A 26,125-nucleotide genomic window follows, 5' to 3' on the forward strand; every position below is an offset into this window, starting at 1 on the left:
AACGTATGTCGCGGCGGAAGCATTCGGAAGAAGAGCATGTGAACCTGGAGCGCTGGCTGGTTTCCTATGCCGATTTCATTACACTTTTGTTTGCGTTTTTTGTCGTCATGTATGCAATTTCTTCGGTCAACGAAGGCAAGTATCGGGTGTTGTCGGAGTCGCTTTCCGCGGTGTTCAAGGAGCCGGGGAAGGAGCACAACCTCGGGCATACGCTGGAGCCGATTCAATTCGGCCAGTTGAAGAAAGGACAAGACCTTTTGGGCGAACCCGCGGCGTCGGACGGTTCGGCATCGTCCCAGGACAAGACTCGGCCGATGCCGGAGAATCTCGATGCGGAATACGCCCAGCTCGAGAGCCTGGCGGATCAGATCGAAGCGGCTTTATCGCCGTATATTCAGGACGATTTAGTTGCCGTCAAACGCCATGAGCTGTGGGTGGAGGTCGAAATGAAGAGCGGGATGTTTTTCTCCAGCGGCAAAGCCGAACTTTCTAAGGAATCGCTGCCCATACTTTACCGAATGTCCGAAATTTTCCGCGAAATCGACAACACCATTCACGTCGAGGGTCATACCGATAATCTGCCGATCAACACTCCCGAATTTCCTTCCAACTGGGCCTTGTCGTCCGCCCGCGCCGCCGTGGTGGTCAACCAATTGATGAGCAACGGCATCGATCCGCGCCGCATGGCGGCGATAGGCTACGGCGAGCATCATCCGATTGCCGACAACAGGACGGAGGAAGGACGCTACCAAAATCGGAGAGTGGTCATCGTTCTGATGTCCCACGGAGCGGCTCGTTACAAGCTTTCTTCCGGGGACCGAATTGAGGATTTCGGCGCTTCGCAAAAGCCGGTGTCTACGGAAGCGCCCATCACTCCGACGGAGGTTTCGAAGCCATGAGAATCTGGGCCGTATCCAACCAGAAAGGCGGCGTCGGCAAGACCACGACAGTCGTTACCTTGGGGGGGATTCTCGCGTCGCGGGGGTACCGAACTTTATTGATCGATCTCGATCCGCACGGTTCGCTGACCAGCTATTTCCGAATGAACCCGGATCAAATCGATGTCAGCGTCTACAACCTGTTTCAAGACGCAATTGCCAAGAAAAGCTTGCTTCCGGGTCCTTATATCGCCTCTACGGATTTCGAAGGGCTGTCGGTACTGCCGGCCTCGACCGCTATCGCGACCGTAGAGCGGCAGGGGGGCGCCGGCGGCATGGGGCTGGTAATTGCCAATAGTCTGGCAGCCGTTCGGAAGCAGTACGATTTCGTGCTGATCGACAGCCCACCCATGCTGGGTGTGCTGATGGTGAACGCACTAGCCGCCTGCGAACATTTGTTCATTCCGGTGCTGTCCGAGTTTCTCGCGCTCAAAGGGCTGGAGCGCATGCTGCACACCCTGGAAATGATCGGTAAGTCTCGGAAAACGCGATTGGATTACACGGTCGTTCCCACTTTGTTCGATCGGCGTACCCGCGCGTCGATACAAACCCTCAGGGTGATGCGCGAGCGTTATGGGGATCAGGTCTGGGATTCCGTGATTCCGGTCGATACCCAGGTGCGGGAAGCGAGCGACGCCGGAATTCCGCTGTCTTATTACATGCCCAAGGCCAAGGCTGTCATCGCCTACACCGAACTGCTCGAGCATATGTTGTCGCAAAATCGATCACGCTCGGTCGAGCCGGCTTTGGCAACCGCATGAAAGCCGATCGCCTAGCCCGAAGCACAACGGGATGGCAGGATCAAGTACTCCTTTTCTATCTGCGGAGCCTGCTGAATCAAACCTACGGCCAGTCGGAAGCATTGCCGGCCGAGCGCACGGATTCCGATTCGGTAACGGCATCCCAGCCCGTCCTGTCTGCCCCTGCGGCTTTGCCCGACTGGGCGCAATCGGAATTTCAAGTGGTTTATTTTCGAATCGGTCATGCGGTTCTTGCCGCGCCGTTGACCGAGGTGAGGAGAATCGAACGCCTTGACGATTCGACGCGAGTGACGGTCTTGCCGGGAAAGCCAGATTGGTTTCAAGGGCTGACCCGATTTCAGGGCGAGATCATTCAACTGGCGGACACGGAGCTTCTCATAGGCGGCAAGCGTTCCATCTCCTTAGAAGACTCCCATCGTCATGCCTTATTGCTCAATGAAGGGCGGTGGGGGTTGGTGTGCGGCGAGATCGTCGATATGGTCCGGCTGCGCGAAAGCGATGTCCGCTGGCGCGTAAACCGATCCCGGCGAGCATGGGCGGCCGGCACGATTATCGATCGCTTATGCGTGCTGGTGGATCCGCACAGCCTGATTCCGGCCGGCCGATCCAAAAATCTGAGAGTTTTACGATAATGCTAGAGGCGAGAGGGTAATATGAGCGAAGCGTTGGCAAGACGCAGCGACCCGGTGAATCAGTGGGTCACATTCCGTTTGGGCGAAGAAACTTACGGCATCAACGTAATGCAGGTACAGGAGGTGCTGCGTGTCACCGAAATTGCGCCGGTTCCGGGAGCGCCGGATTATGTGGTGGGTATCATCAATTTGCGCGGAAACGTGGTGACGGTAATCGATACCCGGCGGCGCTTCGCGCTGCCTCCCAAGCAGCCGGACGATGCGTCGAGGATCGTCATTATCGAGGCGGACGATCAAGTCATCGGTATTTTGGTCGATAGTGTCGCGGAGGTGGTCGAACTCAGAGCCTCCGAAATCGAATCGGCTCCCAGCGTCGGCAATGAAGAAAGCGCCCGATACATTCAGGGCGTGACGAGTCATAATGGCGACTTGCTGATTCTGGTCGACCTGAATCAGTTCTTGAACGACGAAGACAAGGCGCAGCTCGATCTGCTTTGATCCCGCCCACCCTGGGAGGGAGAGCTTTTTCGAAGAATGGCGAGATAGGGTTATGGTCGAGATTCATCCCGTCGAACACGTCGGACCTTTGCCGGCGGCGAACAAGGTCAAAGGCGACGAGAATCGCAAACAGCAAAAGCCCGATTCACAAGAAAAGAAAAAACCGGGACCGGCGAGTGATGATTCGCTGCCCCATATCGATGAATACGCCTGATGGATTGGCATCTCCCCTATTTTATTCTGGTCGGGCTGATCGTCGCGTTGGTGGCGGGAATGCTCATGCTGACCCGTGCTTGCCTGGCCCTCAGGCGCGATTATGCAACGCTGGCCGCGCGGCTCGTACAGCAGCAAAACGACTTGATCGGGCTGTCGGCGGCCGCCGTGCAAGTGGATCGGCGTATGCTGGATCAAGAACGGCGGCTTCGAGAGTGCGACGAGAGACTGGCGTCGCTCTCGTCGCAGGATACCGGCTACCAATCCTATCGATCTGCAATCGAAAGACTTAAGGACGGCGTCGCTCCCCAGGAGTTGGTGTCCCAGTTGGGTCTTTCCCTATCCGAGGCAAACTTGCTGGCACATCTTTATGCGCAGCGACAGGGTCAATAAGTCGAGCCGACTGTCGAGAACGATTCTCACGCTTCTGAATCGAATACCAGGAGCTCGATTCGAAGATTATGTGTTGCTCAGACGCAAAACCGTAGCGCGATCGCAACTAAGCGTAGCGTTCTGATTGGCGTTTTATGATATAGTCGCGACGATTTCGATTTCGGACTTATGGGAAAGACAATGTTTCTTCAATTTTTCCTGGGATTGTTTCTAATTGCTTTGGCTCCGCTGTCTGTTGCAGCGGAGGCTCCTACGGAAGCCAAGAAAACCGTAGACTTGCTCAACAACACGTTAATTGACGTTATGAAGGATGCGAAACAATTGGGATATCAAGGACGGTACAAAAAGCTAGAGCCGGTGGTCAAGCAGGTGTTCGAGTTCGAGGCTGTTTCCCAGATCGCGCTTGGAAATCACTGGAAGAAACTGGATAAAGAACAGAAAAAGGCTTTTATCGAGAAGTTGACCGATCTAAGTATTGCCACTTATGCCGCGCAGTTTAACGGCTACTCGGGGGAAGAATTCAAATACGATTCCGCCCAAGACATGAAGAGCGATCGCGTGCTGCTACGCTACTTTCTTACTTCGCCGGATGAAAAGCCCATCAAGTTCGAATACATCGTGAACCAGTTCGGCGGGCAGTGGCACATCATCAATATCATCGTGGACGGTATCAGCGATTTGGCGCTCAAGAAGGCTCAATATACCAGCGTCATCGACCGCGAGGGATTCGACAGTCTTCTGAACAAACTGTCCCAGAAGATCGCCGATTACTCGAGTAACAATGCCACGTCCGGATAATGAGGCGCGGCCGCAGGCCGTGCAAATGCGTCCGAGGCGGTTCTTTCTTATCTTGGATTACAGTTCGTAACAAAAAATGCCCGTCACGTGAGTGACGGGCATTTTCGTTTGTCCCTAAGGCGTTTCAGCCACGCAACTAGAATAGAGTGCTTTTCCTGTTTCGGCTTCAGAACAACGGTTCTCGGTAGACCAGCAATATCGCGCCGATCAGGAACATCGCCACGATGGATATAAATCCCGCAATCTTTCCGTCCACATACCCGCCGTAACTCACGTTGGGTTCCGCCAAGCGCAGTTCCAGCCAGCGCCCGCTCGCCATGATCACGGCCAGGAGCCCCATTGCGGTGTGCGTGGACTGGATGAGGTATTCGCTTTTCAGCTCGAACTCCGCATGGGCATGGGTGAGCAGCAAAATGCCGCCGAACGCGCACAAGACCGGGAACGTATAGCGTAATCGGTCGGCGTTCCGATTGGTGCGCGCGCGCATCTCCATAACCCCCAATGCGAAAGCCAGAAGGGTGGCGATACGATGCTGGAACACCTCGCCGTTGCCGAAGGTGCTTTCCCAAAAGCCGATCGGGCCTAAGGGCCAAGTCTCGGCGTCGCTACGGAAGAAGAGAAAAATGCTCAATCCTACGAAGCCCAGCGGCCAATACCTCGCCCATTCGAACCGCCTGTAGTAGGAAAGCATAGCGACCAATCCCATCAAGGTCAGGAAGACTCCGGACACGTTGTGATTGTAATCCGACCATTCCGTGGCCGCGGGTGAGGGAACTTTGTCGACCACCGCCACACGCCCCGGCTCACCGGCCAGGAGTTGCTCGTGCGTGGGCGAGGTCAGGCGCGGCATGCGCGGGGTGAACATCTCGGCGACTTCGGAGACGGTCGCGGACAGTTCCTTGATATCTTCCGACGGCGGCTGCGAGGACAGGGTGGCGGCGATGAAAAGTATCCCTACCAGTATGAAGGTCTCGGCCTCGATGTAATGCGGAACCTTGTTATTCAGTCCTTCGGTTTGGCGGTGTCTCAACCACTGCCGACCGGCCCGGTGATTCAGATAGGCGAAGCCGAGCGCGACCATGAGAAGAACGACTTTGGTGACGACCAGGCTGCCGTAACCGGTGCCGAAAAGGCCATCCCAGCTGCCGACGTAAGTCCAGGCCAGGGGAAGCCCGGTCAACAGAAGAACGACGACGGAACTGACGCCGAGCAGCGCGAAACGGGTGATCGCGATGGGCCATAGTGCTTTTGCCTCTTGAGATTCCCGGCTCATGTGCCAGAGCGACAAAAGTTGCGCAACGCCGCCGAACCACACGGCCGCCGCAAACTGGTGGAGAACGGTCATGGTCATGAGCTGCTCCCGATATTCGAAGCGGCCCACGCCATGCACCAGCCAGGCGCCGGCAATCACCATGGGAATCATCGAAATCGCAGCGAGATTCCACAAAAACCGCTTATCCGGTATTTGGCGCAACTGGCCGGCGATGTAGATCAGACCCAAGGCAAGCAGGAAACGTATCAAACCGGCCTGGAACTGAACGGTGCCCATATAAGCGTCGGCCGGAAAATCGCCCAAGACCGATGCCAGAACCACGGCTTTGATGATCAATTTGAGCCCTTGGGTGATAGCTAGGGCGATGGCGCCGGCGCGCAGCAAGCTAACGGCTCGGCGGACCACGGATTCATGCGCGGCGAATCCGGGCGACCATACTCTGAGGATAAACGCACTCCAGAGCAGGCTCCCCACTACTAACGCGTAGCTGATCAAAATCAGCCCGCCGAGGAAATCATCGATGAAATTGGCCAAACCTTGCATGTACATAGGGGTTACCGCGGTTCAGAGACGTGGAAACGAATGACATTTTCCGTGAAGTGTCCATCCGCAGCGAATACCTTGTATTTCAAGGCATATTCGCCTGGCGTCAGTGCGGGCACCTGGATGCGCATCTCGCCCGGTTTCTTGCCTTTTTCGATTTGTACCGGATGGAAGACATCGCCTTTGCTGACCAGAAAAACTCGGGACAAAGGCAATTCCACATTGGAATTGAAAAAGAGTACTACCGTCGTCGCGTGATTCGGCTGAATCGGGTTTTGGGTCAGAGAGGATTCGGTGACGACGGCGTGCGCCCAAGGCCGTTGGCCATAGGCCAGCAGCAAAGACATGGAAAACAGCAAAACGGCAAATTTACGGCTGCGAGAAGAGAGTGGTTGGTGCATGGTGGTGCCGGTGTTGGTCGTGAATGATGGGAATCAGCCCGCTTTGGATTTAAGTGCATGGCTGGTAAGGTTTTTCCCAAGGTCCCAGATGGCTCCGGGAACCTTGTGGCAATCGGCGATGACATCGTCGAGAGCAGTGAGGACCCACTGCGTATCGTTTTCGTTAATCACCAACGGAGGGAGAAACTTCACCACGTTCATGCCATGCCCGGCGACTTGGCTCAAGATACGATGGTTCTTGAACAGCGGAATCGTGATCATTTGGCTGAACAGCCCTTTATTGGCGGTTTCCAGGAGGTTCCATGCGGCCTTTAAGGAGAAGCTCTTGGGAGAGCCGAACTCCAGAGCGATCATCAGTCCCTTTCCGCGGACTTCCTGGAACAACTCGTACTTGTCGACCAGGTTCTGCATTCCGGCCAGAAGTTTTTCCCCGAGATGTTCGGCGTTCTCCAGCAGCTTTTCATCATCGATGACCTTGAGTGCAGCGAGCCCCGCCGCCATGGCCATATTGTTCTTGGAGAAGGTCGAACCATGAACTACGGCGCGATCCATACGGCTGAAGACGGCATCCATGATGCTCTTGGTCATCGCCACGGCGCCCACCGGGATGAAACCACCGGACAGTGCCTTCGCCATCAGAATCATGTCGGGTTTCACGCCCCAGTGCTCGATAGCCCAAAACTTGCCGGTGCGGCCGATGCCGGTTTGGATCTCGTCGGCGACAAAAAGCGTTCCGTATTTGGCGCACAAGCGAGCCGCTTCCGGCAGGTAGTCGTCGCTCGGCAGGTTGACGCCTTTTCCCTGGATCGGCTCGACGATAAAGGCCGCGACATCTTTGTTGCGCAAGGCCTCGTCCAAAGCCTTGATGTCATTGAACGGAACCGTGACGCATTCCGGCAACAAAGGACCGAAACCTTCGCGGAAAATCTTTTCGCCGTTCAGTGAAAGCGCGCCCATGGTGAGGCCGTGGAACCCGTGATCACAGTAGACGATTTTTTCCCGCCTGGTGGTATAGCGGCTGAATTTGATCGCCGCTTCGACGGCTTCCGCACCGGAATTGCAAAAGAACATCTTGCTGAGATTGTCCGGGCAGCGCTTCAGAATTTGCTCCGCGAGGAGACCGCTCAGCACGGATACGTCCATCTGTACCATGTCTGGCAATTCGCTTTGCAGTACGTCCTGAAGCGCCTGAATGATCTCGGGATGATTGCGGCCTAGGGCAAACACGCCGAAGCCGCTCAAGAGATCCAAATATTCGTTATTCTGATCGTCATAAAGATACGGGCCACGGGCTCTGGTGTAGATGCGGTCATAGCCGATGGCCTTGAGCACCCGCACCATTTGGGTATTCAAGTAATTTTCGTGGAGTTCGAAGTTCTTGCCGCGATGGGTGGCCAGCAAATCCGCAATGTAGGTGGACATCAAGACCTCGGGAATTATCTAGGGCTAAAAAGACGCTCGAATTTTACACGGATCAACGCCGGTGGGAGACTCTCAGCGTACTGAAGGCGGGCAGCACGACCAACGCGCAGATCAGGGTGAGCATGAGGCCGATGGTCAGGATCATTCCCATGCTGGCGGTGCCTTGATGAGCGGTAAAGGCTAGGCTGCCGAAGCTGAATACGGTCGTCAGCGAGCCGTAGAATATCCCTTGTGCTTCGCTGGTACTGAGCAGGTTTTCATCGTTCGAATGCAGATAGTGTAGACGGTGTGCCATGTGAATGCCGTTGTCGACTCCCAGACCGAAAAGCAAGGGCAGGGCGATGATATTGGCGAAGTTGAACGGGATATCGAACAGCACCGTCGAGGCGGCGGTAAATAGGGACGCCAGCAGCAGCGGCAGCAGGACCAACAGCGTGTCCTTCAGATTTCGTACGATCAGCAGCAACAGGATCGTGGTGGCGACGAAGGCAATGCCGAACGCTTGCTGAAAGGCGTTGATGGCCTCGTTCATGGATTCGAGATAAGCGACCGGCACGTCGGTTACATTCTTGTCGACTTTTTGCGCCTCAAGGATGAATTCGCGCAAGTTCTCGAGATCGTTCAAGTCTTTATTCGGGAAGATTTGTAGACGGTACAGTCCGTCGGCGCTGACCCAGCGATTTTTCAGGTCGGGAGGTAAGGTCCCCATGGAAATCGGATGGGCCTGAAGGCTTTCGCGAAGATTGGCGATGGTAGCCGGAAGCGGGCCTAAAATGCTGTCCTGAAGCCGGCCGAGCATCGCTTGACGCGTGCTTTCGTCGGCGGTTTCCAGGCGGGCGTGCAACTGCGTCAGAGCTTCGTCCAAGGCTTTGATTACGCCGTTTTCACCTGCCGCAGCACGGTCCCGCAACACCTGATGAAAATTCTCGATGACCTGGGGATCGACTTTCTCTCGCGTGGACGGGGGGAAACTCTCGAGTTGAGGACCCATGATGAGCGACAGATCGCTGATAATCGCGAGCTTATCGTCCTGATTCTCGGGAATGAAGTCGAAAATGCTGACAACCTTGTCGACTGTTGGCAAGGACTCGAATGCGGCTTTCTTGGCTTTGACCTCGGCTTCGCTCCGTGCCAGGGAAGCCAATGTCATGGGGGAGGTATCTTCGAATTGCAGCAGATATTTAAAGGTCTTGACCGATTCCGTATTGGGATCGCGCAGGTTGATCGGATTGAAGTCCACGGTGACGTCACAGAGGAGACCCACGGAGATCAAGCCAAGAACAACCGTGGCCGTGCGAATCGATGGGGCATAGCGGATCGGCCAGTTCGAGGACAGGAACGATGCGCCTTTCTTTTCCTTGCGCCGACGTGGCGGCCTCAAGGGCATGATCTTCAACAGCGCCGGCAGTATGGTGAAGGTCGTCGCCAGAGCGATGAACATGCTGGTGCCGGCGATAATACCGAGTTCCGCGACTCCGGAGTAGTTGGTGGGGATGAAGGCATAGAGGCCGGTTGCCGCGGTGATGGAGCAGAGAACGAGCGAGGAGCCGGTGGATGTCAAGGTTTCCCGCAACGCTTCCCGTTGGGAGACGCCGCGCAGGACCAATTCCCGGTAACGCAGACAGAAATGGGAGGAATACGCATCGCCCATGCCGATGAACAAGACTGCGAAGCCGATGGAGATCAGATTGAGCTGGCCGATGGCGACGGTAGCGAAACCGAGCGAAAAAATCAGCCCCATGGTCAACGCGACGAAAGTGGCGAACATCAGCTTGAAGGATCGGTAAGCGACCCACAAGGTGGCGGACACGAGAATAAGGGATGCGACGCTGGCGATCGAAACCCCGGTTCCGACGGTCTGCATTTCCTCGTGCTCCAGCACCACCTCGCCGGTTTTGCGGACGCTGACATCGGCAAGATCGCCCTGCAGTACTTCTGCCAAAACTTTATCGATAGCCCCGATTGCTTTTTCGGCGGGCAGCAATTCCTCGAAATTGAGGACCGGCGTGATATTAATAAACCGCTTGGTGACCCCGAGCCCCTCATCTCGGGTGAGCATCAATTGCTGCCACGACAGCCGGTAAGGCTTGCCTTCGCTCGTTGCAACGACCGCCTCGCGAATTTTCTCTAGCAAAGGATTCAGTTCGATTTCGAAGCCTTCTTCCGAAGCCTTCAAGGCCTCGCCCAAGATATCGAGGAGACCGCCGAGACTGTTGTTTTCGGAAATCCGGCCGATAAAAGGTTGGGCATTTGCGAGTTGGGCGGACAAATCCTCCAATTCTTCTAAATCCAAATATAACAAGCCGTTCCTAGCGAAAAATTCTCCCTCGTCCGGAATATGGACCGACTTGATTTCGGTCCTATTTTGTCTGAGTTTCTCGCCGATCAGTTTGACGGCGTCGGCGGTTTCCTCCGGCGTTTTTCCCTCGACCAGGAGAATGATGGTACTGACATCCTGAGGGAATGCTTTTTCCAGCTTGATGCGGTTTTTCTGGAATGGCAGCTCCGTCGAAATCATGTCCGCCGTGTTCGTGTCGAACTTCAGGTTCTCCATGGTGTACTGGAGCGTAAAGCCGGAGGCGATCAGGAACAGCAAAGTGACTAACCACGGCCGGTTGAGGAAGTTTTCTTCCCACCAGTGGACGACACGAATAAAAAGGTTCTCGGCGGTTCTGCTCATCGACGTTTTAGTTGCGAGAATTAACGGTCGGCGGACGGCGTAAGAGAGATGTCGGTTCTCAAAAGATGCGCCGTTCGGCGAAGTGTATTTGCGGCTGCGTAAAAAGCCTTCCCCAGTCGGGCCAAGGCAACGAATTCGGCAGGATGAGCCAAGGCATATCTCAGGAGCTTCGGAATGTTGACGTCGCCGCGTTCATCTACGGCGACGGCCACGGAGTTGGGAAGGTTCATGCATGCCGGATCGGCGATGGCTCTAACTGCTAGAAAAGGTACGCCCCGGGCGTTTGCGACCGAGGCTACGGAGGCGCTTTCCATATCGAGTGCAACTGCGCCTTTGCTGGCATGAAGTTCTCGTTTTTCCGCCGCGTTCGCGACGACCTTGGGGCTTCCCAGCAGAAGGCCCGTCGTGACCGGCAGCATCGGGGCTAAGGCTTGCCGAACCCGGTCGTGCCATTCGGGGCAGACCGCATGCTCGATGCCGTCCGGGCTTAAGATTCGATCGGGCAATACCAGATCGCCTGCATTCATGGAACCGTCGAGGGCCGCCGCACAGCCCCAGCTGATTAAGGCATCGACCTTGTGTTCGAGAAGTCGGAATGCGGCACTGCGCGCATGATTCGGACCGGAGCCGGAGACGGCCAACCGATGACCGTCCGGCAGTTCCAGCAGGTCGTCAAAGCAGACGCGCTGCCGGACGAGGGTACGAGCCTCGGCCGGCAGCGCAATCACAAACCCAAGGGACTTCACGCCGTGCCGTAGCGCTCGTTACGATAACGCGCCAACGCCCACAGCGGGAAAAATTTGTCGTAGCCGTGGTATTTGAGATAAAAGACCCGCGGGAAGCCCGGCGCGGTGAAGCATTCGTCCTTCCAGAAACCATCGGCGTTTTGCGTTCTGACGAGGTAATCTATGCCGGCCTCGACTTCGGGCGAATCGGTATCGCCTGCCGCCATCAGCGCGAGCAAGGCCAATCCGGTCTGAAAGGCCGTGCTGGTGTGAAAACGGCCCCGCCGTTCCGGGCTGGCGTCGTGATAGGTCAAGTTGTCCTCGCCCCAGCCGCCGTCCGGGCGTTGTACGCTCTTCAGCCAAGCGATGGCTTTCTGTATGCTCGGGTCGGTCTTGGGGATGCCTGCCGCCTCGAAGCCTACGAGTACCGACCAGGTGCCGTAGATGTAATTGGTGCCCCAGCGACCGAACCACGAGCCATCGACTTCCTGTTCTTTTCTCAGATATTCGATCGTACGATCCAGCGCCGGTTTAAGATCCGGGCGTTGTTCCAGCATCTTGCCCAAGAACATCGCGCAGCGTCCGCTGACGTCGGCGGTGGGCGGATCGAGCAGGGCGCCGTGATCCGCGAACGGAATGTGATTCAGGTAATAATGCGTGTTGTTCGCATCGAACGCACCAAATCCGCCGTTGTCGGATTGCATGCCGGCAATCCAGTTGGTGGCGCGGCGAATGTTCTCGTCGAACTCGTGGTTTTCGGCCTGAGCCAAGGCTTGGGCGACTACGGCGCTGTCATCCACGTCGGGGTAATAAGTGTTTTCGAACTGGAAAGCCCATCCGCCGCCTTCCAAATTCGGCCGGTTGATACGCCAGTCACCCGGCTCGTCGGTCAACTGCTTGCTCGCCAGCCAGCGTAGCCCGCGAGTTAGTGCGTCGTCGATCTCGGGATCCTTCTCGAACCTGTTGACTTCCTGCAGTGCCAGGCTGGATAGCCCGGTGTCCCAAATCGGCGATACGCACGGCTGGCAATAAGCGCTGTTTTCGCCGACGACAAGCAGGCGTTCGATGGCCTCCTTGGCTATGCGGCGATGCTCGTTTTCCGGTGGAAAACCCAAGTAGTCCATGGCTTCATAAGCGTTGACCATGGCGGGGAAGATGGCGCCCAAACCGTCTACCCCGTTCAATCGTGCCATGAACCAATCGCGTGCTTTCTCGGTGGCTTTTCGCCGCATCGCTTTTGGGATGAGCGGTTCCATCAGGCGGCCGATGCGTTCCAGCGCCAGAATGCTCTTGCCGAGCGGCGTCTTGACGTGGCTGAAATATCCTTTTTCCTTTTCCGGATCGACAGTAAAGAGTTCGCGAATGCCGATCTTTCTTGGGTTGCGCGCTTTAACCTTGTAGCTGCACAGGATGAACAAGGGAACCATCACTGTGCGCGACCAATAGGAGACCTTGTCCAAGTGGAACGGAAACCAGCGCGGCAGCAGCATGATTTCCACCGGAATGAACGGCACGGCGCGCCACGGCACTTGCTCGAACATGGCCAGCATGATGCGGGTGAAGACGTTGGAGCGTGCCGCGCCGCCTTGGGCCAGAATCCATGCTCTGGCTTTCTTCATATGCGGAGCGTCGATGTCGTCGCCGGCCAGTTTCAGTGCGTAATAGGCTTTGACAGTACAGCTGATATCGCCAGGACCTCCGAAGAACAACGGATAGCTGCCGTCTGCCTGCTGGTTGGCGCGCAGGTAGTTGGCGATCTTGGCCTGTAATGCTGCGTCGATTTCGTCCATGTAGTGCATCATCAAGATGTACTCGGATGGAATCGTGCAGTCCGCTTCGAGCTCGAACACCCAGTAGCCGGACTGGTGCTGCAATCCGAGCAACTCCTTTTTGGCGCGACGGATAGCGTTATCCAAGGGCGATTCGTTATAAGGCTGGAGGAAAGCCGTATCGAGAGCGGAAAGTGCAGTCGCTTCTTTCAACATGAGCAAGGAATCCCCTGTTTGTGGTTGGCTTCTCACGTGTCGGTATGGTGACCGAGGGCCGGGAGCTGACGGCTGCTACGTTGCAAGCCGGATCCTGCAAGGAAAAATGCGGTATTGAGCAGGATATCGCTCGAACGCAGCAGACGACTTGTCAGAACGGTCGCTTTCACTGCCCGGCGTGTAATCTTGACTTGCGATGAGTCGCTGAAATAAAGGTTTTTGTTGATTTTGCGCAGGGTCAGCACTGCCATCCCCAGCGCCCACAGACAGAACTCGCGAAGACCGGTCTCGCGCGAGGGTATATACAAGGTATAGGCAAGCGCATTCTTCAGATGTCCGTGTGCAATTCCAATCAGATGCTTGAATCCCTCGCAGAACTTGGGGTCGTTATGGCCCGGTTTAAGCTTGCGTAAATCGAATCCGCACTGGCCAAAAATATCGCGTGGCAGCCAACAAACGCCGCGGGCATGGTCATCCCAAAGGTCCTTGAGGATGTTGGTCATTTGCAGACCTTGCCCGAACGATACCGCGAGCTTCATCATCTCGTCGCGATGGGCGGCGATCTCGGGGGAGTAGTGACAGAAAAGCTTGGTCAGCATTTCCCCGACCACGCCGGCCACGTAATAACAGTAGTTGCTCATTTCCTCCATGTTTGCGAGACCGTATCGCAGGTCTCGGTCCTGGAATTCTGCCATGCCATTCGCCATGATTTCGACGCAGGAGGCCAGTGCTTCCCGTTGCGGCGGATCGAAGCTGTGAGTAATGGCGATGACCCGGGGAATCAAGTGGATAAGTTCGTGCTCGGCCGGACTGGTGACTGTCGAAAGGCGAGGGCCGAGTTCGTCTCGAAGCAGTTCGGCGGCCTCGTTGCCTTGGACCACGCGCACGAATTGCTGACAGAACTTGCGCTTTTCCGTGGATGAAAGTGCCGTCTCATCTTCGATGGTGTCGACAATGCGACATAACAAGTAAGCATTCGAGACCGGCTTGGCTAAGACCGGCGGCAATTGCGGGATAGTAAGCGCAAAGGTGCGGGAGACACCTTCCAGTAGGTGAGACTGCAACGCGTCGTCGTCGCTCATCACGCTTGGATCCGAGGAAAAGCTTCCGCTCGTGCGGACGAGTGTTGCTCCGTTCAAGTTCTGAAATTCCAACCAGTTTCTAGATGCGATGTTCCGGCCAGTTCGTCTTGAGATAAGGCAGCAACGGTTCGCTGGGAAAGCAGCAAATTCTAGCCGGATTGCCCCGATCGTCAAGATGTGTTGTATTTTAACGAAATTTAGTTGAGGAAAATACAACTACAAGCTAGGATGTTGCATTAGAATTAATGCCTGGACCAACCCGAATTAACCTGCTTATCAACATGACAGGTGGTCTGATGAATTCCAAAGTGCATTGGTCAGGAATTTAGTTATGGTTTATAGTCTGCGGCGCTGTGCTCGTTGTGGTGGAAACACGAATACAGGCTAATTTTAAGTGAATCGAACTTGTTAAATCGGGGGAAGGTGAATGAGCGTTCCAATAAGGCAACAACTCAGCGTAGCTAAGTATCTTCTACAACAAAAATTAAATGGAAACAAACGTTATCCGTTAGTGTTGATGCTCGAACCTCTGTTCCGCTGCAATTTGGCGTGCGCCGGTTGCGGTAAGATCGATTATCCCGATGATATCCTGAATCGTCGGCTGAGCATCGATGAGTGTTTGGCAGCTGTTGACGAATGCGGCGCGCCCATCGTTTCCATCGCCGGCGGCGAGCCTCTGTTGCATAAGGAGTTGCCGCAGATCATCGAAGGCATCATTCAGCGTAAGAAATACGTCTATCTCTGTACGAACGCGCTGCTTCTCAAGAAACGAATCGACGATTACAAACCCTCCCCCTACCTTACTTTCTCGATACACTTGGACGGCAATCGCGAACGCCACGATGCTTCAGTCTGCCAGAACGGCGTGTTCGATCGGGCTACCGAAGCCGTGGAAATGGCCATTGCGCGCGGGTTCCGCGTCACCATCAACTGTACTTTGTTTCAAGGCGAGAACGCCGAAGAAATTGCCGGATTCCTCGACTACTGCAAGAAACTCGGAGTCGAAGGCACGACCATCGCGCCGGGCTTCAGCTACGAGCATGCGCCGTTGCAGGATATCTTCATCAAGATGCGCGACAGTAAGGAATTGTTCCGCAAGGTTTTCAAACTAGGCCGCGGCCGCAAGTGGAAGCTGAACCATTCGAGCCTGTATCTGGATTTTTTGGCGGGCAACCAAGCCTACAACTGTACTCCTTGGGGTAACCCCACCCGCAATGTATTCGGCTGGCAGAAGCCTTGTTATTTGTTGGTCGACGAGGGTTACGCTCCATCTTTCAAGGCATTGATGGAAGAGACGCCCTGGCATAAATACGGCAACTCCAAGAATCCGAAATGCGCCAATTGCATGGCCCATTGCGGATACGAGGCGAGCGCCGTGGAAGATGCCGTCAGAAATCCCTTGAAAGCGGCGTGGGTTGCTCTATTCGGGCCGCGTAGCGATGGACCGATGGCGCCCGAGCCGGTGCCGGAGTACGATGTGGAAACGGTTGGCGCCAAAGCGCGGCCGGCCATCCGCATCCAAGCCATCGACTGATTTCTCTTACATAGGCCGGCGGCACAGGTTTGAGCCAAAGTGCCGCCGGCCTTTTTCTATTTCTTCTTCTTTAGATTTGTTTATCTATCCTGACTCATTCCTGCGAGGCAGTTTTTGCCGCGGGCGCAGAACGCCGCCTTCCCTTTGCTTACAGCCAGCGCGGTACTCGGCGTTGGTATTCCAGATAGTTCTCCGCGAAGAGGCCGGCTAACTTGGTTTCTTCGTAAGGAATAAAGTGCCGGTCGATCACGAAATAGAAGCCTATCGGAGCGATAAACATCGATAGCGAGCCGACAAAAAAGGCGAGTCCGGTTAAGGCCGTTAGTATCCCTAGATACATGGGGTTACGGGTCCAGCAATAAGGGCCATCTTTGGCGAGCGCCGTAGGATCGTCGGTGGGGATGAATGTGGTTCGGATAAGGCGGAATTGAAACAGCGCCGAAGCGCTAGTGACGATGCCTACGGCGATAAGTATGATTCCCAGGCTGGGTATGCTGAAGGACGGGAATCCGGAGGTTATCGGGACTAAGCCGAAACCTAGACCGACAAGAGCCAAGGCGATGACGGGAGGCGGAAAACGAAGGATCTGCTGCATAATCGAAATGCCTCACAAGATTGACGGGTAGGCGGATGATACGTTAGGCCTCGACTTACTGAAAAGCCTATCCGTGATTCAAGGTTTTCTGTCATCAAAGAGCCGGGGCCGCGCGCCTCAGCGCGGGAATGGGTCGAGCTCGTTTAATCGCCAATGGATGTCCGTTGCCCGCGCGCAGAGCGCGGCGCTGATATTTTCGCCGAGATCTAAACTTCGAAGGGACCACTCATCGGGATTACCGCACGATTCCGGAATCGTTTCCCAGCGTGGAACTTCGCCGGAAGCGAGGACGCATCGGGTAAGTCCGAGTCCCAAGCCCCGGCCTACCGCTTTGATAAACGCTTCCTTACACGTCCAAACATTGAAAAATGCGGCCAACCGGTGAGAGGGGGGCAGCGAACACCAGCGGTTGCGTTCGGAAGGAGCAAAACAGCGCTCAACCAGACCTTCTATGTGGGTAAGCGGACGCCTGATTTCAAGATCCACCCCAAGTGGCATGTCCACGCCCACGGCAACGAGGGCCTGGTCTCCCGAGTGGGAAAGATTGAATACTAGCCCTCGGTCGGGTTCTGTCCCTGCGAGACGGGGTTTGCCGTGTTGGTTGCGTTCGAACTGGACGGTATGCGGTGCAATGCCTAAATAGCAAGACAGCAAGCATCGCAATGCCCCTTGCGTGGCAATGAAGCGCTGCTTATGAATATCGGAGCGGAACTGCGAACAGCGATCACGTTCGGCTGGAGCGAGCGCCTTCCAAAACGCATCACGATTAACGGGCATAACGCCGAGATTCAGGTGCCAAACGTGGATTTCTTTGCCTTTAGGATGCGCGATGGCATCGATTCGGGAATTCATTATGTGCAAGTTGGTCGGGTAAAGCCGCGTTACGGAGTAACCAGCGGCTGGAGTCCATCTATAACCGTTTCGAACTTGATTTTCGCGTATTGGAGTTCGCTTTCTTCGAACGGTCCGGGATTCGGGATGGCTTTCACGGCCGGCAAAACTTAAAATTCGCTCCTCATTGCGAACTCGTCGGCTCGTTTTTTAGATGTCAGCCGTACGATTGGAATTCCGAAATCTTAACGTAAAGCATAGATTAAGAAAAAATGAGCCTATACCGGACTGAATTTCGGTTGGGCCGTGCTTTTGGACTGAGGCGGCTTGATCGATGAGAAGAGCACTCATTACCGGCGGTAGCGGCGCCATCGGCGCGGCGGTTGCTCGACAATTGGCCGCTGACGGTCTGCATGTGGTGGTGCACGGTTTTGGAAATCGCGACGGAGCGTGCCGCGTGGTCGAAGACATCATGGCGCAAGGCGGATCGGCAGAAGCCGTTTTCTTTGACGTTGCCGATGACGAATCGGCTAAACGGGCTTTGGAGACGCTCTTGGAGGCCGGCCCTATCCAGGTCTTGGTGAATAATGCCGGCATCCATGACGACGCGCCGCTGGCGGGTATGCGCAGGGAGCAGTGGAGGAACGTTCTCGAGGTTTCATTGACCGGTTTCTACAATGTCACCCAGCCCTTGCTGCTGCCTATGATCCGAACTCGGTGGGGGCGCATTATAAGCGTCTCGTCGGTAGCTGCACTCATGGGGAACCGGGGGCAGGCCAATTACGCAGCTGCGAAAGCGGGATTGATAGGTGCCTGCAAGTCGTTGGCTCTGGAAGTTGCATCTCGCGGAATCTCGGTGAACGTGGTTGCGCCGGGAATTATCGAAAGTCCGATGATTTCAGAAGCCTTCAATCCCGAATTGATCCAGCAACTGGTGCCCATGAAGCGCGCCGGAACGCCAGAGGAGGTGGCGCATCTGGTCGGCTTTTTGGCCTCGGACAAGGCGTCCTATATTACGGGGCAGGTGTTCTCCGTCAATGGCGGCATGGCATGAATCCGGATCGGACCGGCGGCAGAAACGCGGCATATGCCCTGGTGATTCCGGCGTTCAATGAGGCGGCGACCATCCGGGAGGTCGTGGGCGCAGCGCTTCGGTACGTGCCGCGCATCATCGTCGTGGACGACGGCTCGACCGACGGGACTTCCTCGACACTGGACGGGCTCGATATCGAATTGCTCCGGAACGAAACGAATCAGGGCAAAGCGGCTAGTCTTTGGCGTGGCTTACAGCACGCATTGCGAGATGAAAGCATCCTTGCCGTAATGACGATGGACGGCGACGGTCAACATGATCCGGCTGAAATTCCCAGGCTGCTTTCGGCGGCGTATCGGTTCCCGCACCATATCGTGATCGGATCCAGGCTGTGGAATAGGGCAGCCATACCGTCGGCACGCTACCGCGCCAACCGTTTCGCCAATTTTTGGATCGCTTGGGCTTCCGGGCAACCGATAGAGGATAGCCAATCGGGGTTTCGGATTTATCCCGCCGATTTGATCCGCTCGGTGAAATTGTCCTGTACTCGAGAAAGGAGTTTTGTATTTGAGAGCGAAATTCTGATCGAGGGGGCTCGCATGGGGTTTTATGCCATGCCGGTGCGGGTCAGTACCGTTTATCGCGCTAATGCGCGTCCCAGCCATTTCCGCCCGGTGACGGATATCCTCAGAATTACGCGCATGGTGGCGTGGAAGCTGATCACGAAAGGACTTTATTTAAAGGGACTTTGGCGCAGCTTGACCATGCGCCCGATAAGCTGCGAGCAGTGTGGCTCGTAGCGGATTTTACGGAAGCGGAATATCGGATAATGGCGATCGATTCGGTTCAGGGTGGTGTTCAGACGACCGAGCAGGTGCTCTTTTTTACCCTGGTACAGGTCGCAATCATCATTATTGCGGCGCGCGTGGCGGGCTATTTGGCCAGGCGGGTCGGCCAGCCTCGGGCCGTGGGCGAGATCGTCGCCGGGCTCTTGCTCGGTCCTTCGCTATTCGGCGTGCTCGCGCCGGAAACGTTCCAGCTGATATTTCGGACTGCCGACACGACGCCTATCAGCATTATGAGTCAGATCGGACTGATTATGTTGATGTTTCAAGTCGGTCTGGAATTCGATTTCTCACAGCTCAAATCGCGACAAAACCAGCGGGCGGTCGGCCTAATCAGCGTGATGGGAATTGCGGCGCCATTCACGCTCGGACTGGTATTCGGCTATGGGTCCGCTCCCCATCTCGCCTCCGGAATTTCGGCGTCGGCGTACGCCTTATTCATGGCCACTGCGTTTTCGATTACGGCGGTACCTATTTTGGGGCGCATCATGATGGAGTTCGATCTGACGCGCACGCGGATCGGGGTAATCACCATCTCGTCGGCTGCCGTCAATGACGCGGTCGGGTGGACTTTGCTGGCGTTCATATCCGCTACGGTGACCGCGCATTTTTCCATTATCGGCATGTTGGCGCAGGTCGGCTCGCTTCTGCTTTACGTCATTGTGTGCTGGTCTGTGGTGCGGCAAGCTCTGCGGTTCATCGTACGTCGTTTCGAATTCAATCATCAGGCGTTGCCGCAAGACCTGATGGCGATTCTCCTGGTTATTGTGTTCACTTCGGCCATGTTGACCAGCAAGCTCGGAATTTTTGCCATCTTCGGCGGATTCATGATGGGCGTGCTGTTGCATGATCAGCATGAACTCGTGGAGGCATGGAAGCATAAGGTCGCGGATTTGGTGACGGTGTTTTTCCTGCCGATCTTCTTTACGTATACCGGCCTGCGTACCGATGTGGGAGGATTGGAAACCGCTGAGCTCTGGTTTTGGTGCGCAGCGCTGGTTTTTCTAGCGGTTTTGGGTAAATTCGGCGGCTGTTACGTCGCGGCTCGGATTTCCGGCCTGAAGAGACCGGAGGCGCGGAACATCGCCATCATGATGAATACGAGGGCGCTGATGGAGCTTGTCGTCATAAATTTAGGATTCGAGCTCGGCGTGATTCCTCCTCAGGTCTTCACCATGCTGGTGCTCATGGCGATCGCCAGTACGATCATGACGGCGCCGGGGCTCCGTGCATGGCTGCCGTCCATCGGGCACGCGATCCCGGCGGGGCGGGATGCGTGAGCCGTGAGCCGGTTTTTTATGGCCGCGAGCGGCGCTTCTCCAAACTTTCCCGCCAGGACTGCGACAGCGCCTCGACCCGGAGGGCTTTCTCGATAATCTCTTGTTGGCGCGGTCCTTTTACGATAGCGAGCATCGCATCCTTGATATTCAATTGCTCCTCGTCCTCCCGAAGGCGAACAATCGTGTCGCCGGAACGCACCTCGCCCTCCTCAAGTACTCGAAAATAAAATCCGGTTCGGCCCGAGCTGAGAAAAACATTTACAAACGAGGGATCGCCCATTTTGATCCCCAGTTTGAAACAAGGGACGCGCGGTTGGGTGACTTGAACCACAATCTTGCCGATTCGAAAGACATCGCCGATGTGAACGGATTCATCGGGCATTCCGCTGACAGTGAAGTTTTCGCCGAACTGCCCGAAAGGCAGGGACGGCTTCTCCAATTCTCGTTCCCAAAAGCGGTAGTTTTCTACGGTGTAAACATATATCGCTTTGTCCTTGCCGCCATGGTTCTTGAGATCGACTTGTGCATCGCCCTCTAGCCCGAAGGCGCCGGCTTTGACCGGACCCTTCGTGGGCTCTTTGTAAATGCCAGTGAAAATCCGGCGGCCGTCATGTTCGACCTGTTTCGGCTCGGCTAGGCTGATTGCCAAGAGTTCCATCGGCACCTCGTTGAAAGTTGGACTGATGCTAATCCGATCCCGGGACGCTCGCTCGCCTTACCGGTCCGAAAGATCGCCTGTGGCTCGGAGTCGGTCCCAATTCGCGTAAGCGAGAGATATGGACCGCCGTGGGATAGCCTTTGTGGACGGCGAAGTCGTAGCCGGGATGCAGGCTGTCGAGAATTTGCATTTCCCGGTCCCGAAACACTTTGGCCAGTATCGATGCGGCAGAAATCGCCGGCACGGTGGCGTCTCCACCGATAATGGCTTCGCCCGGACAAGGGAATGCCGGATATTGGTTGCCGTCCACCATAGCCCAATCCGGTTTTATCGGTAGAGCGTCAAAGGCCCGGCGCATCGCCAAGAGCGACGCCTGGAGGATGTTGATTCGATCGATTTCGCTTGCTTCGGCTCGGCCTACTGCCCAAGCGAAAGCTTTGGTCCTGATGGCTGCGGCCAGATCTTGGCGGCGCTGCGGCGTCAGCTTTTTGGAATCGGCCAGCCCCGAGATGTGAAAACGATCTTCGATGATCACCACCGCCGCCACTACCGGTCCGGCGATACATCCGCGGCCCACTTCGTCGCAACCGGCAATCAGTGCCATGGCATTCGATTCGGAACGAGCCTATCCGCCGTCTATCAGCGGATGATGCTCCGGCCGGTTTGCTTGAGGAAGTCCACCATTTTTTGAATCTCGGGCGTTTCGGAAGTCATCTCGTCGAGTTGCTGGATTGCCTCGTCGAGTTTTAGCCGGGACTTGTACACAGTCTTGTAGGCTTTGCGAATCTGCCGAATCGATTCGGGATTAAAACCTTGTCTCTCCAGTCCCACCGTATTGATCCCGTGGGGTTTCGTGGGGCAGCCACCAACCATGACATAAGGCAGAATGTCGCGCGTAATGACGCTGCCCATGGCGGAAAAGCTGTGTTGCCCGATCTTGCAAAATTGGTGTACCAGCGAAAAGCCACCCAATATGGCGTAGTCGTCCACGCGGACATGGCCCGCGAGCGAAGCGGCATTGGCCATGATGACATGGCTGCCTATGACGCAGTCATGAGCGACATGGGTGTATGCCATCAGCAAATTGTCATCACCGATACGGGTAGTTCCTTGATCTTGAACAGTGCCGCGATGAATCGTGACGTACTCGCGAATGACGTTGCGATCGCCGATATCGAGATAGGTGACTTCACCATGATACTTTTTGTCTTGTGGGTCTTCCCCCACGGAAGCGAACTGAAAGATCCGGTTATGTTTTCCGATACGGGTCGGCCCTTTGATAACCGCATGAGGACCAATTTCGGTGCCGGAGTCGATTCGGACATCGGGTCCGATGATCGCGTAGGCTCCTACACGGACGTCGTTCGCTAGCTCACAGGAAGGATCGATAATAGCTGTGGGATGAATCAAGACTCCTGCTCCGCCGCCGCACACATGATTTCCGCACTGGCTACGAATTCCCCGTCGACCTCGGCACGGCAGGAAAACGCCCAGATATTCCGCTTGTGACGCAGATAAGTCGCTTCCAGCATCAGACGGTCGCCTGGAACGACCGGGCGCTTAAAACGAACCTTGTCCAGGCCGACAAGGTAGTAAACCATCCCTTTTCCCAAGACATCCGGTGCGGTTTCCGATGCAAGCAGGCCGGTCGTCTGAGCTAGCGCCTCGATAATCAAAACCCCGGGCATGATGGGCAGTTCCGGGAAATGTCCAGTAAAAAAAGGTTCGTTATAGGTCACATTCTTGAAAGCCAAGAGCCGCTTGCCGGGATCTACCTCAAGAACCCTGTCCACAAGAAGAAAAGGATATCGATGAGGTAGATACTCTTTTATTTTTTGAATATCCAAAGGCGCTTTTCCTTTTTCGGGTATGGATGAGATTACAGCTCAGCCGAATTAATTTTTATAGCTATCTCTGAGTTTTTTCTCGACCTTGCTGGTCACGTCAACCGTTTCGCTGGCAAATACCACCCCATCCGTCAAAAGGAGGTCAAAGCTCTCGTCCTTGGCCAGGGATTGAATGGCTTCGAAGATCTCTTTCTGCAATTGGGTCAATTCTTCGTTACGGCGGAGATTAAAATCTTCTCGAAACTCGTCTTGCAAGCGCTTGGCTTCGCGCTTACGGCTGATGATTTCTTTATCCATTTTTTGCCGTTCGGAATCGCTCATTATCGCGGCATCCTTGGCGAGTTTTTCTTCCATCGATTTGATCGCTTTCTGCTCGGTAACCAGTTTCTTGTCGCGCGGTGCAAATTCCCGTTCCAGCTCTTTCTTGGCTTTTTCCGCCTGCGGTGCCTTTTCCAATAACCGAGCGACATTGACAAATCCAATTTTGAGTTCGGCGGCCTCAAGGCTCATGCTCGCCAATAAGCCAAGCAGTGCAAAACCAATGCTTTTCTTTAACATGTTCTAAGTCTCACTTCGAAAATTCGGTTAATGGAAAGGTTATTGATGGAAGAAATATTGAAGCTTAATAGTCTTGGAATTGAAATTCGCCGAGTTGTCTCTCACGGATTATACAAGAACTGTTCAGCGCCCAGCGACTCTCGACATCGTCTTGTGCCGTGGCGGGATCGTCAGAATCCGGAGCCGAACGAGAACTGAAAGTTTTGAACATCGTCTCTGCCACTAGCGTTTATAGGTTGCGCGATACTGAAACCCAAAGCGCCGAAAGGTGACAGCCACTTGGCCGAAAGTCCCGCGGAGTAGCGGATTTCACCTAAATCATAGGTACCGTCAAAAACATTGCCGGCATCGATGAATGTCCCCAGACGGAGGTTCTTGCTGTCTTGCATGAAGGGCACCGGGAAGAAGAGTTCGGCGGTGCCGACCAATTTGCTCGATCCCCCGAAAGGGAGGTTGCCGCCGAGCCCCTGGTTGTTGGGCTTGGTGAGCGGACCCAGTGTATTGGGTCGAAAGCCCCGGACAGACTGAGGACCTCCCGCGAAATAATGTTCGAAAAACGGCAGGCTTCCGGTATCGCCGTAACCATCGCCATAAGCGATTTCACCCTCCAGCATGAAGGTCAGATCCTTCGCGATCGGGAAATAGTGCTGAAGCTTATAGCTGGCTTTATAGTAATTCAGGTCGCTGATAGGCACCGATGCCAGTATTGAAAGGCGCTGGGATCCACCCTTCGTCGGAAAGATGGCTCGGTTCAGGGTGTCGTGAACCCAGCCGGCCGCCATCGTCAAGGTGTTGTACTTGTCGCCGTTTTCTTCGATAAAGTCGAGAATCTCCTGCGACGATCTGGATGCGGCATCGAGCTTCGTGTGTTCAAGATCCAGGTTGAAGCGCAGACTGTCGAATTCGTTCAGCGGAATACCGAGGTTGGCCCCCGCGGAGGCGACGTCGGTGTTGTAACGAGCAAGGTACATTCGCGACGCATCGGTGTTTCTGTAGCTGAGATCGAAACCGCTGCTGATGCCGTCCAGGGTCATGTACGGATTGAAATAACCGAGTCGATAAATCGTATTGACGCTGCTGTTGTTGAATGTGAAATTGATCCTTTTGCCGGTGCCGAAGACATTGTCCTGAGTAATGTTGGCATTAAAAATGATGCCTTGCGCCTGGGAAAAGCCGACGCCCGCCATCAGGTTACCGGACGGTTTTTCCACGACATTGTAATTGACGTCTATCTGGTCGGTGGTTCCGGCGACGGCCGGCGTTTCGACGTTGACCTCCTGGAAATAGCCCAGCCGCTCCAGTCGGGTTTTGGATCGCTCGATCTTGCTGGTGGAAGCCCAAGCCGCCTCCATTTGGCGCATTTCGCGCCGCAGTACTTCGTCCCGTGTCTTGGTGTTGCCGTGAAAATTGACGCGGCGAACATAAACCTGTTTGCCGGGATCGACGAAGAAGGTAATCGAAACGGTTTTTTGCGCCTCATTGATGTCGGGCACCATGTTGACGTTCGCAAATATATACCCTTCATCGCCCAAGCGATCGGATATTGCCTTGGAGGTTTCCGTAGCCAGCTTGCGCGAGAAGGTATCGCTCGGGCCGATCTTGACCAGTGGTGTCAACTCTTCGGGCGGAACGATCAGTTTGCCTGTCAGTTTGACTTCGTTGACCGAGTAGACCTCGCCCTCTTTGACATTGATCGTAATATAGATTTCTTTCTTGTCGGGCGTAATGGAAACTTGGGTGGACTCGATTTCGAAGTTGATGTAGCCCCTGTCCAAATAATACGATCGCAAACGCTCCAGGTCGGCGGAGAGTTTTTGCTTCGAGTATTGGTCGTTCTTGGTGTAGAACGAAAGCAGGTTCGGCGTGCTGAGCTCGAATTGTTCCAGGAGCTCTTCATCGTCAAAGGTATTGTTGCCGACGATATTGATCTGTTTGATCTTGGCGACCTTACCTTCGGAAATCTTGATGTTGACCGAGACTCGGTTGCGCGGAAGGTCGGTCACAACCGAATCGATTTTCAGCCCGTATTTTCCGCGGCTGTAATACTGTCGGCGGAGTTCCTGTTCGACTTTATCGAGGATTTGGCGATCGAATACTTTTCCTTCGGAAAGTCCTACGCCTTTTAAGGCTTTTGTGAGGTCTTCCGTGCTGATGTCCTTGTTGCCTTCGATCTTCACATTCGCGATGGAAGGACGCTCGTCGACGACGACGACCAAGACGTTTCCGTCCTGTTCCAGTCGAACATCCCTGAAGAAGCCCGTCTTGAACAAGGCTTTGATGGATTCCGCCGACTGCCGCTGGTCGAAAAGGTCGCCGACTTTGACCGGGAGGTAATTGAACACAGTACCGGCTGAAACTCTCTGCAACCCCTCGACACGTATGTCTTCGATCACGAACGGTTCGAGCCCCCAGGCAGAGAAGGAACAGAAAATCCCTAACAACAGCAATTTCGCTAGTTTGTAGCGGTTCATGGATTAGGGGAGTTGGGATCGCAGGGGATGGTTGGTATAAGTAGCTCGGAAAATCTAATGGATATGGCCCATTACACGCTTGCGATCAAATCCATGACGATCCTGGCGAGTTCAATCTTCGCTGATGGA

Annotated in this window: 27 protein-coding genes; 12 read left to right on the forward strand and 15 right to left on the reverse strand. The window is 55.1% G+C overall.

The features are described 5' to 3' along the window. Positions 1–5 precede the first annotated feature (5 nt). The 7 genes from motD (at position 6) to ACR2TX_RS10900 (ending at position 4,233) form a co-directional block, all read left to right on the forward strand. Complete coding sequence (gene motD, locus ACR2TX_RS10870; protein ID WP_077730364.1) at positions 6–899, forward strand: flagellar motor protein MotD; 894 nt, start codon at positions 6–8, stop codon at positions 897–899. Next, positions 896–1,699, forward strand: a complete 804-nt coding sequence (locus ACR2TX_RS10875) for a ParA family protein (protein WP_077730365.1) — start codon at positions 896–898, stop codon at positions 1,697–1,699. The genes motD and ACR2TX_RS10875 overlap by 4 nt, the downstream gene beginning before the upstream one ends. Then, positions 1,696–2,331, forward strand: a complete 636-nt coding sequence (locus ACR2TX_RS10880) for a chemotaxis protein CheW (RefSeq protein WP_434111627.1) — start codon at positions 1,696–1,698, stop codon at positions 2,329–2,331. The genes ACR2TX_RS10875 and ACR2TX_RS10880 overlap by 4 nt, the downstream gene beginning before the upstream one ends. A 21-nt stretch (positions 2,332–2,352) precedes the next feature. Next, on the forward strand, positions 2,353–2,829 hold the full coding sequence (locus ACR2TX_RS10885) for a chemotaxis protein CheW (RefSeq protein WP_347257264.1): 477 nt from the start codon (positions 2,353–2,355) through the stop codon (positions 2,827–2,829). Positions 2,830–2,881: 52 nt separating this feature from the next. Beyond that, on the forward strand, positions 2,882–3,043 hold the full coding sequence (locus ACR2TX_RS10890; protein ID WP_156879648.1) for a hypothetical protein: 162 nt from the start codon (positions 2,882–2,884) through the stop codon (positions 3,041–3,043). Continuing rightward, entirely contained in the window at positions 3,043–3,435 is a 393-nt protein-coding gene (locus tag ACR2TX_RS10895; RefSeq protein WP_434111629.1) for a DUF2802 domain-containing protein, read from the forward strand. The genes ACR2TX_RS10890 and ACR2TX_RS10895 overlap by 1 nt, the downstream gene beginning before the upstream one ends. Before the next feature lie 180 nt (positions 3,436–3,615). Continuing rightward, positions 3,616–4,233: an HpnM family protein gene (locus ACR2TX_RS10900; protein WP_077730369.1), complete on the forward strand. Its 618-nt coding sequence runs from the start codon at positions 3,616–3,618 to the stop codon at positions 4,231–4,233. A gap of 166 nt (positions 4,234–4,399) precedes the next feature. Here the strand turns inward: ACR2TX_RS10900 and ACR2TX_RS10905 are convergent, their stop codons facing one another. From ACR2TX_RS10905 to ACR2TX_RS10935, 7 genes are all read right to left on the reverse strand, one after another. Then, positions 4,400–6,055 carry a copper resistance D family protein gene (locus ACR2TX_RS10905; protein WP_086134990.1) on the reverse strand — a complete coding sequence of 552 codons (1,656 nt, stop codon included), beginning with the start codon at positions 6,053–6,055 and terminating at the stop codon, positions 4,400–4,402. Between the two features lie 5 nt (positions 6,056–6,060). Then, positions 6,061–6,396 (reverse strand): copper resistance CopC family protein, encoded by a 336-nt coding sequence (locus ACR2TX_RS10910; RefSeq protein WP_077730371.1) that lies wholly within the window; start codon positions 6,394–6,396, stop codon positions 6,061–6,063. 87 nt (positions 6,397–6,483) lie between these two features. After that, positions 6,484–7,872: an aspartate aminotransferase family protein gene (locus tag ACR2TX_RS10915; protein ID WP_077730372.1), complete on the reverse strand. Its 1,389-nt coding sequence runs from the start codon at positions 7,870–7,872 to the stop codon at positions 6,484–6,486. A 52-nt stretch (positions 7,873–7,924) separates the two neighbouring features. Beyond that, complete coding sequence (locus ACR2TX_RS10920) at positions 7,925–10,552, reverse strand: MMPL family transporter (protein ID WP_077730373.1); 2,628 nt, start codon at positions 10,550–10,552, stop codon at positions 7,925–7,927. A gap of 20 nt (positions 10,553–10,572) precedes the next feature. Next, complete coding sequence (locus ACR2TX_RS10925; RefSeq protein ID WP_086134989.1) at positions 10,573–11,298, reverse strand: hypothetical protein; 726 nt, start codon at positions 11,296–11,298, stop codon at positions 10,573–10,575. Beyond that, complete coding sequence (shc, locus tag ACR2TX_RS10930; RefSeq protein WP_434111634.1) at positions 11,295–13,262, reverse strand: squalene--hopene cyclase; 1,968 nt, start codon at positions 13,260–13,262, stop codon at positions 11,295–11,297. The genes ACR2TX_RS10925 and shc overlap by 4 nt, the downstream gene beginning before the upstream one ends. A 32-nt stretch (positions 13,263–13,294) precedes the next feature. Next, entirely contained in the window at positions 13,295–14,344 is a 1,050-nt protein-coding gene (locus ACR2TX_RS10935) for a phytoene/squalene synthase family protein (RefSeq protein ID WP_077730413.1), read from the reverse strand. A 427-nt stretch (positions 14,345–14,771) separates the two neighbouring features. Here ACR2TX_RS10935 and hpnH point away from each other — a divergent pair, with 427 nt between their 5' ends. Further along, a complete protein-coding gene (hpnH, locus tag ACR2TX_RS10940) occupies positions 14,772–15,878 on the forward strand; it encodes an adenosyl-hopene transferase HpnH (RefSeq protein ID WP_077730376.1) in 1,107 nt (368 codons plus the stop codon). Positions 15,879–16,026: 148 nt separating this feature from the next. Here hpnH and ACR2TX_RS10945 read toward each other — a convergent pair whose 3' ends face one another. Beyond that, positions 16,027–16,473 carry a methyltransferase family protein gene (locus tag ACR2TX_RS10945; RefSeq protein ID WP_077730377.1) on the reverse strand — a complete coding sequence of 149 codons (447 nt, stop codon included), beginning with the start codon at positions 16,471–16,473 and terminating at the stop codon, positions 16,027–16,029. Between the two features lie 117 nt (positions 16,474–16,590). Next, a complete protein-coding gene (locus ACR2TX_RS10950) occupies positions 16,591–17,250 on the reverse strand; it encodes a 4'-phosphopantetheinyl transferase family protein (RefSeq protein ID WP_434114282.1) in 660 nt (219 codons plus the stop codon). Between ACR2TX_RS10950 and ACR2TX_RS10955 the strand changes: the two genes are divergently transcribed. The 4 genes from ACR2TX_RS10955 to ACR2TX_RS10970 all read left to right on the forward strand — a co-directional run bounded on the left by ACR2TX_RS10955 (position 17,167) and on the right by ACR2TX_RS10970 (position 20,462). Then, a complete protein-coding gene (locus tag ACR2TX_RS10955; RefSeq protein ID WP_434114309.1) occupies positions 17,167–17,478 on the forward strand; it encodes a hypothetical protein in 312 nt (103 codons plus the stop codon). The two genes, ACR2TX_RS10950 and ACR2TX_RS10955, sit on opposite strands and share 84 nt — an antisense overlap. A 160-nt stretch (positions 17,479–17,638) precedes the next feature. After that, positions 17,639–18,358 (forward strand): 3-oxoacyl-ACP reductase FabG, encoded by a 720-nt coding sequence (gene fabG / locus ACR2TX_RS10960; protein WP_077730379.1) that lies wholly within the window; start codon positions 17,639–17,641, stop codon positions 18,356–18,358. Continuing rightward, positions 18,355–19,137 (forward strand): glycosyltransferase family 2 protein, encoded by a 783-nt coding sequence (locus tag ACR2TX_RS10965; RefSeq protein WP_347257267.1) that lies wholly within the window; start codon positions 18,355–18,357, stop codon positions 19,135–19,137. Before fabG ends, ACR2TX_RS10965 begins: the two co-directional genes overlap by 4 nt. A gap of 29 nt (positions 19,138–19,166) precedes the next feature. Beyond that, complete coding sequence (locus ACR2TX_RS10970) at positions 19,167–20,462, forward strand: cation:proton antiporter (protein ID WP_434111637.1); 1,296 nt, start codon at positions 19,167–19,169, stop codon at positions 20,460–20,462. A gap of 16 nt (positions 20,463–20,478) precedes the next feature. Here ACR2TX_RS10970 and ACR2TX_RS10975 read toward each other — a convergent pair whose 3' ends face one another. The 6 genes from ACR2TX_RS10975 to bamA form a co-directional block, all read right to left on the reverse strand. Continuing rightward, entirely contained in the window at positions 20,479–21,120 is a 642-nt protein-coding gene (locus tag ACR2TX_RS10975) for an MOSC domain-containing protein (protein ID WP_086134986.1), read from the reverse strand. Positions 21,121–21,148: 28 nt separating this feature from the next. After that, positions 21,149–21,724: a ribonuclease HII gene (rnhB, locus tag ACR2TX_RS10980; protein WP_086134985.1), complete on the reverse strand. Its 576-nt coding sequence runs from the start codon at positions 21,722–21,724 to the stop codon at positions 21,149–21,151. A gap of 35 nt (positions 21,725–21,759) precedes the next feature. Then, on the reverse strand, positions 21,760–22,530 hold the full coding sequence (lpxA, locus tag ACR2TX_RS10985; protein ID WP_086134984.1) for an acyl-ACP--UDP-N-acetylglucosamine O-acyltransferase: 771 nt from the start codon (positions 22,528–22,530) through the stop codon (positions 21,760–21,762). Further along, on the reverse strand, positions 22,527–22,967 hold the full coding sequence (gene fabZ, locus ACR2TX_RS10990) for a 3-hydroxyacyl-ACP dehydratase FabZ (protein ID WP_077730384.1): 441 nt from the start codon (positions 22,965–22,967) through the stop codon (positions 22,527–22,529). Before fabZ ends, lpxA begins: the two co-directional genes overlap by 4 nt. Positions 22,968–23,015: 48 nt before the next feature. Continuing rightward, positions 23,016–23,525: an OmpH family outer membrane protein gene (locus tag ACR2TX_RS10995; protein ID WP_077730385.1), complete on the reverse strand. Its 510-nt coding sequence runs from the start codon at positions 23,523–23,525 to the stop codon at positions 23,016–23,018. Positions 23,526–23,695: 170 nt separating this feature from the next. Continuing rightward, the gene (bamA, locus tag ACR2TX_RS11000) at positions 23,696–25,996 is read right to left on the reverse strand and encodes an outer membrane protein assembly factor BamA (RefSeq protein WP_077730386.1); all 2,301 of its coding nucleotides are present in this window, start codon (positions 25,994–25,996) and stop codon (positions 23,696–23,698) included. Positions 25,997–26,125 lie beyond the last annotated feature (129 nt).

It is taken from the genome of Methylocaldum sp. GT1BB (assembly GCF_051027545.1).
GTDB lineage: Bacteria > Pseudomonadota > Gammaproteobacteria > Methylococcales > Methylococcaceae > Methylocaldum.

Coding starts and splice junctions, on each gene's coding strand:
- ACR2TX_RS10890 (WP_156879648.1), top strand. CDS start 2,882: ATGGTCGAGATTCATCCCGTCGAACACGTCGGACCTTTGCCGGCGGCG.
- shc (WP_434111634.1), bottom strand. CDS start 13,262: ATGTTGAAAGAAGCGACTGCACTTTCCGCTCTCGATACGGCTTTCCTC.
- ACR2TX_RS10880 (WP_434111627.1), top strand. CDS start 1,696: ATGAAAGCCGATCGCCTAGCCCGAAGCACAACGGGATGGCAGGATCAA.
- ACR2TX_RS10885 (WP_347257264.1), top strand. CDS start 2,353: ATGAGCGAAGCGTTGGCAAGACGCAGCGACCCGGTGAATCAGTGGGTC.
- ACR2TX_RS10905 (WP_086134990.1), bottom strand. CDS start 6,055: ATGTACATGCAAGGTTTGGCCAATTTCATCGATGATTTCCTCGGCGGG.
- ACR2TX_RS10875 (WP_077730365.1), top strand. CDS start 896: ATGAGAATCTGGGCCGTATCCAACCAGAAAGGCGGCGTCGGCAAGACC.
- hpnH (WP_077730376.1), top strand. CDS start 14,772: ATGAGCGTTCCAATAAGGCAACAACTCAGCGTAGCTAAGTATCTTCTA.
- ACR2TX_RS10915 (WP_077730372.1), bottom strand. CDS start 7,872: ATGTCCACCTACATTGCGGATTTGCTGGCCACCCATCGCGGCAAGAAC.
- motD (WP_077730364.1), top strand. CDS start 6: ATGTCGCGGCGGAAGCATTCGGAAGAAGAGCATGTGAACCTGGAGCGC.
- ACR2TX_RS10910 (WP_077730371.1), bottom strand. CDS start 6,396: ATGTCTTTGCTGCTGGCCTATGGCCAACGGCCTTGGGCGCACGCCGTC.
- ACR2TX_RS10970 (WP_434111637.1), top strand. CDS start 19,167: ATGGCGATCGATTCGGTTCAGGGTGGTGTTCAGACGACCGAGCAGGTG.
- ACR2TX_RS10955 (WP_434114309.1), top strand. CDS start 17,167: ATGAATATCGGAGCGGAACTGCGAACAGCGATCACGTTCGGCTGGAGC.
- ACR2TX_RS10950 (WP_434114282.1), bottom strand. CDS start 17,250: ATGCCCGTTAATCGTGATGCGTTTTGGAAGGCGCTCGCTCCAGCCGAA.
- ACR2TX_RS10900 (WP_077730369.1), top strand. CDS start 3,616: ATGTTTCTTCAATTTTTCCTGGGATTGTTTCTAATTGCTTTGGCTCCG.
- rnhB (WP_086134985.1), bottom strand. CDS start 21,724: ATGGCACTGATTGCCGGTTGCGACGAAGTGGGCCGCGGATGTATCGCC.
- ACR2TX_RS10975 (WP_086134986.1), bottom strand. CDS start 21,120: ATGGAACTCTTGGCAATCAGCCTAGCCGAGCCGAAACAGGTCGAACAT.
- bamA (WP_077730386.1), bottom strand. CDS start 25,996: ATGAACCGCTACAAACTAGCGAAATTGCTGTTGTTAGGGATTTTCTGT.
- ACR2TX_RS10965 (WP_347257267.1), top strand. CDS start 18,355: ATGAATCCGGATCGGACCGGCGGCAGAAACGCGGCATATGCCCTGGTG.
- ACR2TX_RS10920 (WP_077730373.1), bottom strand. CDS start 10,552: ATGAGCAGAACCGCCGAGAACCTTTTTATTCGTGTCGTCCACTGGTGG.
- ACR2TX_RS10945 (WP_077730377.1), bottom strand. CDS start 16,473: ATGCAGCAGATCCTTCGTTTTCCGCCTCCCGTCATCGCCTTGGCTCTT.
- ACR2TX_RS10935 (WP_077730413.1), bottom strand. CDS start 14,344: ATGAGCGACGACGACGCGTTGCAGTCTCACCTACTGGAAGGTGTCTCC.
- ACR2TX_RS10895 (WP_434111629.1), top strand. CDS start 3,043: ATGGATTGGCATCTCCCCTATTTTATTCTGGTCGGGCTGATCGTCGCG.
- fabG (WP_077730379.1), top strand. CDS start 17,639: ATGAGAAGAGCACTCATTACCGGCGGTAGCGGCGCCATCGGCGCGGCG.
- ACR2TX_RS10995 (WP_077730385.1), bottom strand. CDS start 23,525: ATGTTAAAGAAAAGCATTGGTTTTGCACTGCTTGGCTTATTGGCGAGC.